At 70.9% G+C, this 15,930-nt stretch carries 13 protein-coding genes; 5 read left to right on the forward strand and 8 right to left on the reverse strand.

The genetic code is table 11. The annotated features are described in order from the left end of the window. The 5 genes from Q7L73_RS14420 to Q7L73_RS14440 form a co-directional block, all read right to left on the reverse strand. Positions 1-1,560 (reverse strand): bifunctional DedA family/phosphatase PAP2 family protein, encoded by a 1,560-nt coding sequence (locus Q7L73_RS14420; protein ID WP_304694620.1) that lies wholly within the window; start codon positions 1,558-1,560, stop codon positions 1-3. Between the two features lie 57 nt (positions 1,561-1,617). Further along, positions 1,618-2,100, reverse strand: a complete 483-nt coding sequence (locus tag Q7L73_RS14425) for a CYTH domain-containing protein (RefSeq protein ID WP_304694619.1) — start codon at positions 2,098-2,100, stop codon at positions 1,618-1,620. Next, entirely contained in the window at positions 2,100-3,044 is a 945-nt protein-coding gene (locus tag Q7L73_RS14430; RefSeq protein ID WP_304694617.1) for a CHAD domain-containing protein, read from the reverse strand. Before Q7L73_RS14430 ends, Q7L73_RS14425 begins: the two co-directional genes overlap by 1 nt. A 140-nt stretch (positions 3,045-3,184) precedes the next feature. Then, the gene (locus Q7L73_RS14435) at positions 3,185-3,886 is read right to left on the reverse strand and encodes a hypothetical protein (protein WP_304694615.1); all 702 of its coding nucleotides are present in this window, start codon (positions 3,884-3,886) and stop codon (positions 3,185-3,187) included. Between the two features lie 145 nt (positions 3,887-4,031). Next, positions 4,032-4,916 carry a hypothetical protein gene (locus Q7L73_RS14440; protein WP_304694613.1) on the reverse strand — a complete coding sequence of 295 codons (885 nt, stop codon included), beginning with the start codon at positions 4,914-4,916 and terminating at the stop codon, positions 4,032-4,034. 400 nt (positions 4,917-5,316) lie between these two features. Here Q7L73_RS14440 and ftsH point away from each other — a divergent pair, with 400 nt between their 5' ends. The 5 genes from ftsH (at position 5,317) to Q7L73_RS14465 (ending at position 10,445) form a co-directional block, all read left to right on the forward strand. Next, positions 5,317-7,326, forward strand: a complete 2,010-nt coding sequence (gene ftsH, locus Q7L73_RS14445) for an ATP-dependent zinc metalloprotease FtsH (RefSeq protein WP_304694611.1) — start codon at positions 5,317-5,319, stop codon at positions 7,324-7,326. 69 nt (positions 7,327-7,395) lie between these two features. Further along, positions 7,396-8,448 carry a hypothetical protein gene (locus Q7L73_RS14450; RefSeq protein WP_304694609.1) on the forward strand — a complete coding sequence of 351 codons (1,053 nt, stop codon included), beginning with the start codon at positions 7,396-7,398 and terminating at the stop codon, positions 8,446-8,448. A gap of 1 nt (position 8,449) precedes the next feature. Next, positions 8,450-9,013, forward strand: a complete 564-nt coding sequence (locus tag Q7L73_RS14455) for an RNA polymerase sigma factor (protein WP_304694607.1) — start codon at positions 8,450-8,452, stop codon at positions 9,011-9,013. Then, on the forward strand, positions 9,010-9,831 hold the full coding sequence (locus tag Q7L73_RS14460; protein WP_304694605.1) for a hypothetical protein: 822 nt from the start codon (positions 9,010-9,012) through the stop codon (positions 9,829-9,831). The genes Q7L73_RS14455 and Q7L73_RS14460 overlap by 4 nt, the downstream gene beginning before the upstream one ends. Before the next feature lie 113 nt (positions 9,832-9,944). Continuing rightward, complete coding sequence (locus tag Q7L73_RS14465; RefSeq protein WP_304694603.1) at positions 9,945-10,445, forward strand: hypothetical protein; 501 nt, start codon at positions 9,945-9,947, stop codon at positions 10,443-10,445. Positions 10,446-10,527: 82 nt separating this feature from the next. Here Q7L73_RS14465 and Q7L73_RS14470 read toward each other — a convergent pair whose 3' ends face one another. The 3 genes from Q7L73_RS14470 to Q7L73_RS14480 form a co-directional block, all read right to left on the reverse strand. Further along, positions 10,528-12,906, reverse strand: coding sequence for a PKD domain-containing protein (locus Q7L73_RS14470; RefSeq protein ID WP_304694601.1), 2,379 nt, complete (start codon positions 12,904-12,906; stop codon positions 10,528-10,530). Between the two features lie 340 nt (positions 12,907-13,246). Continuing rightward, positions 13,247-14,413, reverse strand: a complete 1,167-nt coding sequence (locus Q7L73_RS14475) for a substrate-binding domain-containing protein (RefSeq protein ID WP_304694599.1) — start codon at positions 14,411-14,413, stop codon at positions 13,247-13,249. A gap of 225 nt (positions 14,414-14,638) precedes the next feature. Continuing rightward, the gene (locus Q7L73_RS14480) at positions 14,639-15,895 is read right to left on the reverse strand and encodes a hypothetical protein (protein ID WP_304694597.1); all 1,257 of its coding nucleotides are present in this window, start codon (positions 15,893-15,895) and stop codon (positions 14,639-14,641) included. Between the last annotated feature and the right edge of the window lie 35 nt (positions 15,896-15,930).

Genomic DNA, 15,930 nt, shown 5'->3' on the forward strand with positions numbered 1-15,930 from the left:
TCAGGCCTTCAGCGTCTCCTCGCGGGCGGCCTCGCCGCCCGCGAAGTAGCTGACGACGAGCGCGATCATCCCCGTCACGGCGAGCGTCATCGCCGCCAGCCCCCAGCCGCCGGCGACGTCGGAGAACCAGTGGACCCGCAGGTAGATGCGCGTCAGCCCGACCGTGACGGCGATCGCGATCCCCGCGACGAGCACGATCGCGCGCGAGGCGAGGCCGGGGAAGACGCGCCGCAGCGCGACCGCGATCGCGACCCAGAAGACGGCGTAGGCGGCGTGGCCCGACGGATAGGAGGAGCCGGCCGTATCGATCATCGCCTGCAGCGGCCGCGGCCGGTCGGTCGCGGCCTTCGTGATGTGGACGCCGGCGTAGGTGAGCACGCCGCCGGCCAGCAGCGCGGCCCCTTCGAGCCATTCGCGGCGGCTCAGCAGCACCGCGGCCGTGATCGCGAGCGCGCTGCCGGCGACCGCGAGCGCGCCGAGGTTGGTGACCACCTTCGCGAGGTCGGTCAGCCAGCCGGTCTCGATGTCGGTCGCCCAGCGCAGGCCGCGGCGGTCGCCGGTCGTCAGCTCGGTGATCGGGTCAAGCACGATCAGGTAGCCGAAGAAGACGAACGAGCCGACGGCCGCGATCGCCAGCAGCGAGGTCAGCTCGAGGCCGAGCTGACCGGGCGTCAGCCGCTCCCAGAGGAAGCGGGCGGGGCCGCCGAGGCGGCGGCCGAGCGCGCGCAGGAAGCGGATGACGGGGCCGATCGCGGGCTTGGCCGACTGCGCATCGAGCCAGGCGTCGAGCTTCTCGCGGTTGCCCTCGACGCGCAGCCAGCGGACCACGACGACGATCGCGACGACGACCGTGATGACGGTGCCGAGCGCGAGCGTGCCCTGTCTGGCGATCTTCAGGACTCTGTCGAGCGAGTGCCAGAAGAGGTAGCCGAGCAGCGAGAAGGCGGTGCACATGATGCCGGCGGCGAGCACGTCGTAGGGCAGGAAGCGCCGCAGCGGCATGCCGGAGGAGCCGGCGACGAACGGCGAGACGGCGCGCACGAGGCCGACGAAGCGGCCGAGGAAGACGGCCTTGCCGCCGTGCTTGTCGTAGAAGGCCTCGACCTGCTCGATCTTCGGCTCGTCGATCTTGAAGCGGGGACCGTGCTTGACGAGGAACTGACGGCCGAGCCGGCGGCCTATGAAGAAGCTCGTGAGGTCGCCGGCGACGGCGGACGCCCAGGCGATCGCGATCAGCAGGACGATGTTGATCTCGCCCTGGCCGGCGACGACGCCGCCGACGATGATCGCCGTCTCGCCGGGGATCAGCAGGCCGATCCCGGCGCCGGACTCGAGGAAGCAGAGGACGCCGACGAGCAGGTAGGTCCAGGTGCCGAGCGCCTCGCCGAGGTCGGTCAGCAGCTTCTCCAGGTCCGGCATCTCGACGAGGCCGGTGGCGTAGACGGCGGCGCCGATCGCGACCAGCACGAGCCCGACCAGCAGCGGCGGCTCAGCTCTGCGCCGTCTCCACCAGGCGAAGGCGAGCACCGCGACGGCGACGACGAACCAGATCGGCTTCATGCCGGACATCCTGACGGACGGCGCGGCGCTGCTCGTACGGCTGACCGCACCGTCGGCTCAGCCTTCGGGGCGGCCGTCGGGCCGGCCGTGGAGCGCGAGCGCCTGATTCTTCCAGCGCGGGTCGTCGGTCACCTCGCGGCCGAGCCACTCGGGCGACCTGAAGGCGTTGGCGGCGGCGTCGTCGGGGAACTCGACCTCGGCGACGACGAGCCCCGCCAGCTCCTGCTCGTAGACGTCGACCTCGAACATCAGCGCGTCCTGCGCCGGGACGACGTAGCGGCGCTTGACGATCCGGCGGCCGGCGGTCAGCGGCCAGAGCGCCTCGAACCGCGCGGCCTCGATCTCCAGCTCCTGCTCGACGCGGCGGCGGCCGCCGCCGGCCTTGATCGTCAGGTAGGCGCGCTCGCCGCGTCTGCGGACGCGCACCTCGACGTCGCCGTCGAGCGCGACGTAGCCCTGCGAGATCGGCTCGGAGGGATGCTCGTCGAGCCCCTGCGGCGGGGCGTCGAGGACGAACTTGCGCTCGATCTCGTCAGCCATCAGCTGGACGCGCCGTTCGCGCCGTCGGCCGCCGCGTTCGCCTCGGCGACGGCGGCCGCGACCCAGCCGCCGACGCGGCGCTCGAACGCCTTCGGCTTCTCGACGTAGAGGCGCGCGGCGACGAGCCGCGCCTGCGCCTGCAGCTCGCCCCGCCGCTGCTCGACGAGCGCCAGCAGCGGCGCGAGCTCCAGCGGCGCGTCGAGGCCCTGCTCGAGCCGCTCGCGCAGGACGGCGAGGTCGTGGTCGTCGCCGAGCTGCTCGGAGAGGATGTGCGCCTCCTCCCCCCACGCCTTGACGACGTCGGGCCAGACCGGCTTCAGCAGCCGGTGGTGGTACCAGAGGTCCTTCACCCGCTTGCGCCAGTCGTGCAGGTGGACGACGCTCGGATGCGCCTCCGCCAGCTCCCGCTCCGCGCGCCCGCGCGCGTAGGCGACCGAGATGCCGGCGACCACCGTCTCCCAGCCGGCGCCGTCGAGCGGCCACTGCTCGACCCGCGCGTGCGCCGCCCGCAGCTCCAGCGCGACGGACGCGGCGACGGCGGCGAGGGAGCTCTCGCCCTCGCTGGGGGCATGATGCGCCGCGGCCTCCGCGACGAGCGCCGCGCGCACGGCGGCGAAGTCGCTCGCGGGCAGCCTGCCGGCGGCGTGCTGCGCGAGCGCGTCGACGGTCGCGACGAGCACGTCGGCGTCACGTGTCGCCGACAGCTGCGCGGCGGCGTCGCGGAGCGCGCCGTTCTCGGCGCGGTAGGTGCGCTTGCCGAGCGCGGGCCGCACGAGCCGCAGCAGCGCGCGCGTCTTCTTGAGCGACTTGCGCGCCTCGTGGATCGCCGTCGCCGGCGCATCCCCCTCCCCTTCCAGCTGCCGCACCGCGCCCCACAGCTGCTCGCGGGCGCAGGCACGGACGGAGTCGGGCAGCGGATCTCTGACGCTGAGACGGTAGGACATCACCACAACGCTATCCCGCCCCGCCCGCGATGAAAACTCCTGGCGCCTTCAAACGACGACGGGGCGGCGCGCCGATCGGCGCGCCGCCCCGTGGTTCGCGACCTCGTCGGCGGGCTCAGCGCCTCGCCGCGATCGCCGCTCTAGTAGGTGAAGCCGAAGTTGCTCGTGAGCGCGAACGAGTTGCCGGTCGCGGCCGGAACGCCGAGGCGCGCGCTCAGCAGTCTGTTGAACGGCACGCAGCCCTTGACGGCCGGGACCGCGAAGGCGTCGGTCGCCTGCTGGTTGCCGAGGAACGAGAAGTACGTCTCGGTGTCGTCGAACGTGCCCCGCGAGGAGGGTGTCAGCGCGAGCTGGATCGGCTCGCTGTCCGAGCCGATGTGGCAGCTGCCGAGCAGCGGGTTCTTCAGCTTCAGCTTGACCGGCAGGGTGAGCGCGGTGGTCGAGCTGGCGAGCGTGATCGGACCGGAGCCCGCGAGCTTGATCTCGACCGTCAGTCTGTTGAGCGGGGAGGTCGAGCCGCTACCGGTCAGACCGCCCGGGATCGCGAGCGGAGTCGCGGTCAGGCCGGTCGTGCCGGCAGCCGGGACGACCGTCGAGATCGGGCCGCTTCTGACGAGCGCGCCTCTGATCTCGAGCGAGCTGCCGAGCGCGACCTCGGCGGTGCCGAATCTCAGCGTGCCGGCCGTCGACTGCACGTCGAGGCAGGTCCAGGCGCCGGGCGTCTCCTCCAGCGGGCAGCCGGTGAAGTCCGGGAAGGCGGCGACGGCGTTGCCGGCGAAGGCGAGGCTGGCGGCGGCGGACACGACGACGGCCGCGGACGCGACACGAGTGCGAAGACGCATGTGCAGTGATCCCTCTCTAGAAACGATGAATACGTTGCAGAGGGAGGTCTATCTGCGAAGCCATTGCACCCAAGTGACAACTCCGTAAACAAACTGCTGACGAATGTTTACGTCGATCACCATTCGGTCACGCCCGCGGGTCAGCTCACTCCTCAGCTCTCGCCGCGCCCTGCGCCTTGTCGTAGGCGCAGCGGAAGCGCTCCGGGGTGTTGATCGGCTTGCCGCCCGCGAAGCCGCCACGGTTGCGGTTGTCGTAGACCGTCATGTACTGGACCGTCGCCGGGCGCGGATCGGCCGGACGCACCTGCGGGTCGGGCTCGCCCGCGAGCGGGTTGCCCTTCGAGCCGGCGGAGACGCCCTCCGAGCCGGCGGCGCTCGCGCCGGCGATCGTCGTGAACAGCGTGCTGCTCATCTCGCGCTGGTCCTTGTAGCCGTCGCTTCTGTCCTCGTCGACGGAGGCCGTCACGACGTCGTCGTCGATCGTGCTGGCGAGCTTGACGCGATCCGCCGCGCCGATCAGCTGCGCGGCGCTGGGCAGGTAGCCGCCCGCGTCGATGCAGGTCTTCGTCGCATAGAAGAAGTCGTCCTTGCCGGCGTCCTCCGGCGGGATCGGCTGGGTAGAGGCGTCGAGGCACCAGGTGCCGAGGTCGACCGTCGTCGCCGCGCAGCCGAGCGTCAGCGCATCGCGGGTCGCCCCGCCGAGCCGGTCGGCAGCGCGCGCGGAGGCGATCTTCGGGATCACGCTCGCGGGGAAGCGCTTGCTGCGATCGAGCCGCAGGATCCCGAGCGGGCGGGGTCTCGTGCTCGCGCCCGGAAGCGCCGGCGCACGTCTCTTCGACGCCCTTCTCTTGGCCGTTCTTCTCGCAGCGGCGACAGCAGTCGGCCCGGCGTCGCGATCGGGCGCGGCCGGGGAGCTGGCGGTCATCGCGAAGACGCAGCCGATGATCGCCACCGCCAGCGCGCTGCCGCCGAGCAGACGCGCGACGGGATCTGAACGGCGCGAGCCGGACGGGGTCTGATCGGGACGCATGCGAGGAACCTCCGGTGGTTGAGCAGCGGCGGAAGATAGGCGCCGCGTCGACACACCCTGTAAACATCCGGAGAACTGCGCGTTTGCGATCGCACCTCCGCGCGGTGACCGGCCGTGTCACCGCGCGGAGGTGAGGTGCGGTGTCGGTGTCCCCGTCAACCGCGGCGGACTCCCCCTCGGATCCGCAATGGTCATGATGCCGGCGCCTCGATCCACCGTCGTGACGATCGTGTTGCCGCGTGTGGCCGCGACGTAAACTCTGTGGCAACGTGCCATTCATTGAGGCCGAGTTCGTTCCCAAGTTGTAAACAGATTGGGAAACAGGGTGGTACACCACTGATCGCCGCCCTACTGTCCGTCGGCCTCGCCGCCCCCAGACTTCCCCACGAAGGAGCCGTTGATGAGCAACCCACGCCTCTCGTCCGCCCAACGCAGACGTTCACCTGCGCAGGTCGCGGTCGGCCGTGCGCGGGAGCTGTTCGACGCGATCCTGAGATTCCTGCTGAGAGATCCGCTCTCGACCTTCCTGCTGTTCTCCTCGATCGTGATCGCGATCCTCTTCTTCACGATGCTGGGGCGGCTCGGACCCGACGCGAGCGGCCGCCAGGTCGATCTCTCGAGCATCCAGCGGCTGATCGACCAGGAGCACGTGCGGACGGCGACGCTGCTCGACTACGACCACCAGATCGAGGCCACGACCGACACCGGCCTGCAGCTGACGGCCGACTACCTCGGCTCCGACGCCGGCACGCAGCAGCTGATGACGGCGCTCGACAGAGGCGGCGCGTCGTACAGAATCGATCCGCAGAGCGGCAAGGCGCTGCGCACGATCGTGATCCAGTTCCTGCTGCCGATCCTGCTGCTCGTCTGCCTGTTCGCCTTCTTCACGCGTCAGACCGGCGACAGCGGCGGCATCGCCGCGTTCTCCAACTTCCGCGGCAGAGGCAGAAGAAAGAAGAGAGGCGGCGGCGCGGCCGTCACGTTCGACTCGGTCGCCGGCGCCGGCGAGGCGCTCACCGAGCTGAAGGAGATCCGCGACTTCCTCGCCGATCCCTCCAGATACCTCGACGCCGGTGCGGCGGCGCCGAAGGGCGTGCTGCTCGTCGGCCCCCCCGGCACCGGCAAGACGCTCCTCGCGCGCGCGACCGCGGGCGAGGCCGACGCCGCCTTCTTCACCGCCTCGGGCGCCGAGTTCGTCGAGTCGCTCGTCGGCGTCGGCGCCGCCCGCGTCCGCGACCTGTTCGCGAAGGCCCGCAGAATGGCCCCCGCGATCGTCTTCATCGACGAGATCGACGCCGCCGGCCGCAAGCGCGGCGCCGGCGTCGGCCAGGGCAACGACGAGCGCGAGCAGACGCTCAACCAGCTGCTCGTCGAGATGGACGGCTTCGGCGGCGACGCCGGCCTGGTCGTGATGGCCGCGACCAACCGGCCCGACATCCTCGACCCCGCGCTGCTGCGCCCGGGCCGCTTCGACCGTCAGGTCGTGATCGACGTGCCCGACGTCCACGGCCGCTACGAGATCCTCACGCTCCACGGGCGCGGCCGCAGATTCCACCAGGACGTCGACCTGATGGAGATCGCGAGACTGTGCCCGGGCTTCTCCGGCGCGGAGATCGCCAACATCGTCAACGAGGCGGCGCTCCTGACCGTGCGCGAGGGCCGCACGGAGGTCGACCAGGCGACGCTCGAGGAGGCGATCGACCGCGTCGTCGCCGGTCCCGCGAAAAAGCACGTCCTGACCGAGGACGAGCGCTGGACGATAGCCGTGCACGAGTCCGGCCACGCGGTCGCGACCCGCGCGATCGGCCAGACCGTCTCGTCGCAGAAGCTGTCGATCGTCGCCCGCGGCCGCCAGCTGGGCACCGCCGCGCACATGCTGACCGACCGCGACGCCGTCATGCACGGCCGCAGCGACCTCGAGCGTCAGCTGGTCGCGGTCATGGCCGGCACCGCCGCCGAGGTGATCGAGTTCGGCGAGGAGTCGACCGGCGTCTCCGACGACCTCCACGCCGCCACCAGACTGGCCCGCTCGATGGTGACGAGCTTCGGCATGTCGCCGCGGCTGGGCCATGTGACGATCGGCGAGCCGCAGGGCGAGGTCTTCCTCGGCGCCGCGCTGCAGGAGCTGGGCTCGGTCGGCAACGCGACGCTCAACCTGATCGACGAGGAGACCGAGCGGATCGTCGAGGAGGCCGAGGCGCGCGCCGAGCACGTCCTGCGCGCCAACTGGGACGCCGTCCGCGAGACCGCCAACGCGCTGCTCGAGCACGAGACGCTCTCCGGCGTCGCGCTCGAAGCGGTGCTGTCGACCGTCCGCCCCGTCGAACTCGGCGAGATCCCGCTGCCGCAGCGCAACGGCGCCGGCGCGCAGCACGGCAACGGCGACCGCCGCGGCCCGGAGTCGCGCTAGCGAACGAGGATGCCGGCGCCGGCACCGTCACTGACAGCGACCGCCGCGCGCGGTCGGGGCCTGTGGCCGATGGTGCTCGTGCTCGCCTGCGCGATGGTCGTGACCGACTTCGTCCGCCATCCCTTCACCGGCACGCCGCCCGGCAGAGCCGCCAGCGCCCAGCGCGCGCTGACGCTGTGGACGTCCGGCACCGACAGCAGCAGCGGAGCCGGGCAGCTCGCGCGCGCGGCCGCGCGCGCACTCGACGAGCCGACCGCCCCCGCCGGCGTGCGCAAGGTCGACGGCGGCGTCTCCGCCGCCGTGCTCGCGCTGCTCGACGACGACATCGGCGGCGACGACGATCTGCTCGTCGTCGACGGCGGCACCTTCGCCGACCTCGAGCGCGAGCGGCGTGACGTCGGCATCTCCGACGTCGCGCGCCAGGCCGCCCGCGCCGAGCGGCTGCTGCTCGCCGCGCAGCCGGTCGCGCTGCTCGCCCGCGACACGCTCGCGGTCGCGGCGCCGGCGCGGTCGCAGCTCGATTCCGCCGAGGAACTGCTCGCGCGGCTGCGCACCGACGCGGGCTCGCTCGTGCTCGGCGTCAGCCCCGACCCGTGGTCGGTCGACGCGCTGGCCGCCTTCGTCGACGACGCCGACGCGCACGGGCCCGTGCGCTACCGGGTGCTGCCTGCCGACAACGCCGCCGGGCTGGTCGACCACGGCGGCATCGACGCGGTCGTGGCGCCGGCCAGCGAACTGCGCCGGAAGGGGCTGTCGCGCGTGCTGCGACCGCTCGCCCGGAGCGACGGCGGGCCTCGCGCGACAACCGCGGACGGGGCGCCGCTGCCGCTGCTGCGCGACCTGCTCGGCCACGGCAGCGCCGCGTCGCTGGACCGCTGGGTCGCGGTCGTCGCACCGCAGGCGCTGCGCGGTGAGCGCCGCACACGTGTGGACCAGCGACTGCGGCGGATGGTGCGCCGGCCGCAGTGGGCCGAGGCGCTCGCGCGACGCGGCTTCGAGCGCCCGGCAGCTGGCGACGTCGCGGCCTCCGGCGCGCTGCTGCAGAAGTCCTTCGAGCAGACGCGGGAGCTGGTCGCGGTCGCCGCTCGCATCGCCCGCCGCTCCGACCAGAGCCGCGATTGACGTGTACCTGGCATCGACGCTCGTGACGCTCCATCAAGATGACTTCGCACGCCTCTACCGACGCAACGCACAGACGTTGGTCGTCTTCTTCCAGCGGCGGCTGCACGACCCCGAGCTGGCGGTCGACCTGATGTCCGAGACGTTCGCGACCGCGCTCGACCGCCGCGAGCAGTTTCGCGGCAGCTCCGAGACGGAGCTGTCGGGCTGGCTGTGGGCGATCGCGCGCAGCACGCTGCGAGACCATCAGCGGCGCGACGCGACCGAGCGCGCGAACGCCCGCCGCCTCGGGATAGAGCGGCGCGCATTGAGCGACCGCGAGATCGAGCGGATCGAGGAGCTGGCCGGCTTGGCCCAGATGAGGGAGCTGATCGCCGGCCATCTCGCCCTGCTTCCGCCCGACCAGCGCACGGCGGTGCGCCTGCGCGTCATAGAAGATCTCCCCTACCGCGAGATCGCCGATCAGATGGGGCTCGAGGTGCCGGCCGTGCGGACGCATGTCTCGCGCGCGCTGAGGCGGCTGAGCCGAGAACTGCGTGACGCCTGGACCGCCGAGGTGAGACCGTGACCGCCGACGAGCCCACGGACGAGTTCGATCCCGACCTGCCGATCCTGTGGGAGATCGAGCATGAGCTGGAGCGCCGGATGGCCGCCGCAGTCGAGGCGGGCGAGGGCAGCGGCAGCTGGCTCGCTGGACGCTCCATCTCGCGCGGCGAGCGGACCTCGTCACCGTCCTACCGTCCCAGCAGCACGCGCGCAGGAGCTGTCCCGCCGCCGCGCCCGGCCAGCTCCGACGACACCACCCAGGTGACGACGCTGCCGCCGCGTCGGCGCCGCGCCAGCGCGAGCCGGCGCGCGCTGCGGCGGACCGGCGTGGTCGCGCGCCGCTCAGGCGCGCTGGTCGGGCTCGGGCTGCTGGTCGGCGCGACGGCGCTGGCGACGCGCTCGTTCGTCAGCAGCGCCGGTGACGGCGACCCGTCTCTGCGCACGACCGACCCCGCGCAGATCGGCTCCGGTCATGTGAACGGCGAGGCGTGGACGCTGTCAGCGTCGCGACGCGGCGACGACCTCTGCGACGCCTTCTTCGTCGACGGCCTCGTCTCGACCCGCTGCGACGCTCCGCCGGCGGCTGGCGAGACGCTCGTCGACGACCTCGTCAGCCCCAGCTCGCACTACGTCCTCGGCCTGACGGCGGCGAACGTGCGCGCGGTCTCGGTCCAGATCGGCATGAGCTCGCGGACCACCTCGACCCGTCCCGTCTCGCACGCGCCCGCGATCGACCGCGCCCGCCTGCCGCGTGGCCTGCGCTGGTTCGTCGTGCGCGTGCCGCGCGACGCGAGCACGCCCGGCAGACGCGACGTGCGCGTCAACTCCCACGTGCGCTGAAACGCGAGCATCGCGCTCGCGCGCCGACGGGCCTCGCGAGAGCAGCCGCTGTCAGCACTCGCGCACGCCCATATTGACACACCGACTTGTAATCAAGTCGTAAATTCGATGTCATGTCCGGCGCGCTCATGCCTCATACTACGGACACCCTGACGCACCCCCCTGGCACGCCGATCCCCGAGAAGGTCATGAGTCCCACCGTCGATGAGATCCGCCGTACCGCGGAGGCGCGGCTCGACGAACTGAAGCCGCTGCTGGCTGAGGCCGCGCAACTGCAGTCGCTGCTCGCCGCGCTCGACACGAACACGTCGATGGAATGGCCCGCCGCCGACGAGGTCGCGCCGATGCCGGTGCGCGCCGCGCGTTCTTCGCACCGCCCGGGCCGCCCGAGCACCTTGCGCGGCCGCGACGGCCGCGCCCCGCAGGGCTCCAACAAGCGCGTGATCCTCGACATCGTCGCCGATCATCCGGGCATCGCCGCACCGGCGATCGCCGCGCTGACGGGGATGAAGCGGACCGTCATCGCCTCGACGATCAGCCGCCTGAAGCGGACCGGCGAGCTCGAGCCCGAGGGCGCGGGCGTGCGCATTCCGCGCGCCGCCCGCGTCGCCTGACGCAGCTGGAGCGCCCCGGCGTGTTCACGCGGCTCGGTGCCGCCGCGTGAACACCGCAGAGGGGAGCGCTCGCGTCAGCGAGCTACTTCTTCTTTCTGCCTCTCGCTCTCGCTCTCGCCACCGTCAGCGTGAGCGTCTTTCTGAGCGTGCTGGCGTTACCGGCCGCATCTCTCGTCACCACCGTGACGAGGACCTTGAGCTTCTTCGCTCTCGCCAGCAGCTTCTTGCCGGCCGCGGACAGCTTCACCTTGACGTTCGCGGTCGCACCGCCGGTCGCGGTGAACGTCGCTCTGCCGAGCGTGAGGATGCTTCTTCTCGCTCTGGCCTTTCTCTTCGCCGCCGCGCTCGCCGCGACCGCGCTCGCCGTCTTGACCTCGACACTGCCGCTGCAGCTGGTCTCAGCGGCCGGGCAGCCCAGCTGAAGCGACAGCAGACCAGTCGACGGCACCGCGGTGGTCGCCTTGAACGTCAACGCCGGGGCGGTGGTGTCGGCCGGCGGCTTCGGGCACAGCGACGCGTCCGTCGCGCACGTTCTCACCGGCGGCGGGCAGAGCGACGGGGTGTTGGCGCAGCTCGGCGGAGGCTGGCACGACGACGGGTTCGTCACGCACGGGTCCTGCACCGCCGCCGGTCTGATCGTGATCGTTCTCGTCGCCGAGAGCGTCGCCAGGCCGCTCGACGTGTCGGTCACTCTGACCTGCACCGTGTAGTTGACGTTGCCGGCCGGGTTCGCGTACGTGTGCGCCTGTCTCGCGGTGCCCACGGTCCAGTCGCCGCCGTCGCCGAACTTCCACTCGAATCTGAGCGTCGCCGTGCTGCCGTCGGGCTGCGCTCTCGAGCCGCTGGCGTCGAGCGTGACCGCCTGGCCGCCGGTGCCGAAGCTCGGCACGCTGAGGCTCGCCGTCGGAGCGATCGCGGCGGCGGCGACTCTGATCTCACGTGAGATCTCGCGCGTGCCGCCGGTCGTCAACAGCCGCGCACGGACCGTGACCGTTCTGGCGCTGTTGTACGTCACTCTGTGCGTCAACGCCGGCGCCGGCGACGTCGGGTCGACCGACGGGAGCGGACGACGGTCCGTCACCTCGAACCCGTTGCTGCTGTCGCCGTCGACGTCCCAGTCGACCTCCAGCAGGTCCCAGCCTCTGAGGTCCGCGCCGCTCAGGTCCAGCGTCGTCTCAGCGCCGATCGGCACCGTGCCGTCAGTCGGCACCGTCTGACCGTTCGCTCTGACGGCGAAACTCGCCGACGGCACCGGGCAGCCGCTGCCGCCAGGACCGAAGCGGACGATCTCGTTCGTTCCGTCGGCGAGCGTCGAGATCGCGTAGAACGTGCCGGCAGAGCCGAGCTGGATGCCGAATGCTCCGGCCGGGCTGCCGGTTGCCGCCGCGATCCGGCTGATCGAGCAGCTGCCGCTCGCGGTGCCCCCGCCGACGATGCCTCCGTCGTCGCCGGCGGCGCTGAGCCGCCGGACGCCGATCGCCGACTGGAAGGTCCCGCTCGGTGCGAACGGATCAGCGATCGCGACCCCTGTGAACGGGCGCCACACGCCGATCGTCGTCGCCAGCAGCGAGCCGTCGGGCGCGGTCGCAAGCGCCGAACCGAGCACCTTTGCGCCGTAGCTGCCGGAGCTGAAGTCCGGATCCGGCGGGATGCCGGCGATGATCCCCTGGCCGCCCTGAGCGGTGGTCGGCAGGAACGGCGTCGCCGTTCTGAGGTCCGCGCTGAGTCTGGTCACTCTGACGAGGTCGTAGAGCGAGACCGACGGATCGACCTTCCACGCCAGCAGCACGTCGCCGCTCGCGGCGACCGCGAGGCTGACCGGTGCGGGCGTGTTCGGATCGACCACGTTCCAGTCGGCGACGGCGTCGCCGGGCTGTCCGCCGCCAGCGGCGACGCCGGCGACGCGACGGACGTCCATGCTGTAGTCAGCGCCGTCGAGACCCGCGACGAGGACGTCGTGCGTCTGCGGATCGACGGCGATCGGAGCAGTCCACACGAGCGACGGCACGGTGTCGAGCAGGTTGCCGTCGGCGACGTCGCCCGGGGCGCTGAGCGTGCCACCGCTGACGTCGGTGCTGAAGACCTTGATCTGCTGCAGCGCCGGGAAGTCCTCGGCCGTGTTCTGCGCCGTCACCGTGAGGTAGACGTGTCTCGCGCCGTGGTCGACGGCGACGCCGCCGATCGACGGCAGCGAGTTGGTCAGCGGGCCTCTGGCCGTGAAGGTCGCACTGCCCTCCACCACCCCGGTGTCCCCGGCGAACTTGCGCAGCCGAAAGGTCGCCTCGCCAGCCGCGGCATTGCTGCTCTGTTGGTCGACGATGTAGACGCTGTCGTCGACTGGATCTGCGGCGAAGCCGACCGCCTGGCCGATTCTGTCCGTGCCGGTGGCGCCCCAGCGGGCGACCTGGCCGTACGGATCCGGATCGGCGGCGCGAGCGCTCGACGCCCACCCCGTCAACACGATGGCAACCGCGAGGGCGGCCATCAACCATCGACGTGCGATGCGCACGCCGACGGTGCTTTCTGCCAACTTCATCGACAACCTCCCGGCCCCTGGCCGATCGTTCTCGGATTCGAGAGGTCGACGTTACGGCTGAGGTGTGACGCAGGGAAGACGTGTTTACGCGTTCATCACAAACGTCAATGTCTCTTTTCGACGCGATGACACCGCGCTCTCCGCGAGGGTGCATGCCCGCGAACGGCCGAAGCCGGGCCCGCGAACGGACCCGGCTTCGAGTTGCGACCCCGCGGCCGCCGCGCCGAAGCGAGCGGCAGCGGGCTGCTGCCTTGGAGCGGAGTGACTAGTTGATGCGCGCGGCGCCGGTGGCGGCGATCGTCTGGATCGCGCCCGGGAGCGCAGCGTAGTTCTGGGCGTTGATGTCGAGCTGGCCCGACAGCGAGTCGGTGATGTACTGGTAGTACGCGGCAACCGATAGACCCTCGGCAGCCGTGAACGCCGTGCCGTCGCTGCGTCTCGGCAGGCTGGTGTACGCATCGCTGTAGCCGAGCACGTAGGTCAGCGCGCAGATCGGGTAACCCGAGTACGACACGTTGCTCAGATCCGGGAAGACACCGTTCCAGTCGGCGTTCGCCGTCGTCGTCGGCGTTCTTCTGTAGATCGCGCCGTTGCAGTTCGAGCGGAGTCTCGTGCCCGATCTGGTCTGCGCGGCGATCGTGTCGACGTTGGCGATGAAGCCCGCCGTCGTCGACGTGGTCGTCAGACCACCCGAGATCGCGTCGGCCAGGTTCGCGTAGCCGATCGAACCCTTCGTCGTGTTGACGAGCGAGACGAGGTTGCCACCGCTGCTGGCGAGCGGTCTCACGACCCCGGTCCACGTGGTCGCGAACGCATCGACGGCGCCCCCGTAGCCTCTCTGCGCGATGTAGTTCTTGAAGTTGAGCGTGGTGCCCGACGTCGTCGAACGCGCGATCGGCGTCAGCACCGTGGTGCAGCTCGCGCCGCTGACGGCCGTGCCGAAGACGTCGGAGGCCGACGCCCCGCTGTTGAACGCTCTGCCGACCTGGGCCGAGCTCGCGTTCAGCGGCCCGGTGCCCGTGCAGCCCGTGGGCAGGTTGGCGATGACGGCGACGGCCGCCTGCGCAACCGGAATGACCTCGACGCCGGTGACGCCGCCTGCGTTGCTTCTGATGTTGCTGACCTGCGTCGCCGTCGGCGGGTCGTCCGATCCGTAGACCTCTAGGTGGGTCGGCGTGACGCCGGTGGCGTTAGCGCCGATCGACGCGAGCGCCGCGCCGCTGCTGTTGCCGGTGTAGGTGAGCGTTCTACCGCCAGAAAGGGTCGAGTAGGCCGGACCCCAGATGCTGTTCTGCGCAAGGTTCTGGAGCGAAGCGCCCTCGCCGACGAGGTTGGTGTAGGTCGACGCGGACGCGACGCCCGTGCCGAGTGCCGCAACGGCAGCGCCGGCAGCGAGCACCGACGCCACGCGCTTGGTGGACAGAAGTCCCATTCGGTGAATCCCCCTTCTCTCCCGCCAGTTCCCCCCGGCGGGAATCGTTAGCATGCGTCACGCAGCGTAGATGTGTTGACGCACCGCGCGCAAGATCTGTTTACGCAATCTTCAAGACTGAACAAAGAATGCCCAGGTTCGCTGAATTTCTACTTTTCAGTGTTTGAGTCGGACGGCTGACTCGTGCGGGCCGCCGGGGCCACTCCGCCGCTGGACGTCAGTGAATTAGTTGATGCGGGCCGCGCCGGTGGCGGCGATGGCCTGGATCGTGCCCGGAAGCGCAGCGTAGTTCTGAGCGTTGATGTCGATCGCTCCCGACAGCGAGCCGGTGACGTACTGGTAGTACGCGGCAACCGATAGACCCTCGGCAGCCGTGAACGCGCCGCCCGTGGCACGTGTCGGCAGGCTGGTGTACGGATCGCTGTACCCGAGCACGTACGTCAACGCGCAGATCGGATACCCCGAGTACGACGGGTTGGCCAGATCTGGGAAGACACCGTTCCAATCGGCGTTCGCCGTCGTGAACGGCGTGCTCGTGTACGCGGCGCCGTTGCAGTTCGAACGGACTCTCGTGCCCACTCTGACCTGCGCCGCCTGGCCATCGACGTTCGCGATGAAGCCCGCCGTCGTCGACGTGGTCGTCAGTCCACCCGAGATCGCATGAGCGAGTGCGACGTAGCCAATCGAGCCCTTCGTCGTGTTGACGAGCGAGACGAGGTTGCCACCGCTGCTCGCGCTCGCTCTCACGTTCGCGGGCCAGGTGCCCGCAAGCGCGTCGACCGCACCCGAGTAGCCTCTCAACGCGAGGTAGCGCTTGAAATTGAGCGTCATGCCCGACGGTCTCGCATATGCGACCGGAGTCATCAACCCGGTGCATGCCGTTCCGCTCACAGCGGTGCCGAAGACATCAGCGGCCGTCGCACCACCCGAGTTGTACGCTCTCGCGATCTGGGCGGGTCTCGCGTTCAGCGGGCCCGTGCCGGTGCAGCCTGTCGGCAGGTTCGCGATCACCGCGATCGCGGCCTGGGCGACCGGGATCACCTCGACGCCCGTCGTCCCGCCGGCGTTGCTTCTGATGTTCGCGATCCCCGTCGCCGACGGCGGATCGTCGGTGGCATACACCTCTAGGTGCGTCGGGACGTTGCCCAGCGCATTCGCGCCGATCGCCGTCAGCGCGTTGTCGTTTGCGGTGTACGTGAGCGTTCTCCCGCCGGAGAGCGTCGAGTAACCGCTGCCCCAGATGCTGCTCTGCGCGATCGACTGGAGCAACGACCCCTCGCCGGTGAGGTCGGTGTAGGTCGCCCCCGACGCGACGCCTGTGGCGGCGGTCGACAGCGCCGCCGTGGCGACGCCTGCGGCGAGCACCGCGATTCCCCGTTTTGCTGACAGCAGTCCCATGCGGTCCACCCCGTTTCGCTCGCCGGCCGAGCCGGCGAGAACGCTTGATGTGAATTGACGCAGTTGATCCATGCGCGGCGTCAACGGGGCCAGCCTAGCCGCGCCTCACTCTCTTTTCA

Source organism: Conexibacter sp. CPCC 205762, from assembly GCF_030646155.1.
In the GTDB taxonomy this organism is placed as follows: domain Bacteria; phylum Actinomycetota; class Thermoleophilia; order Solirubrobacterales; family Solirubrobacteraceae; genus Conexibacter.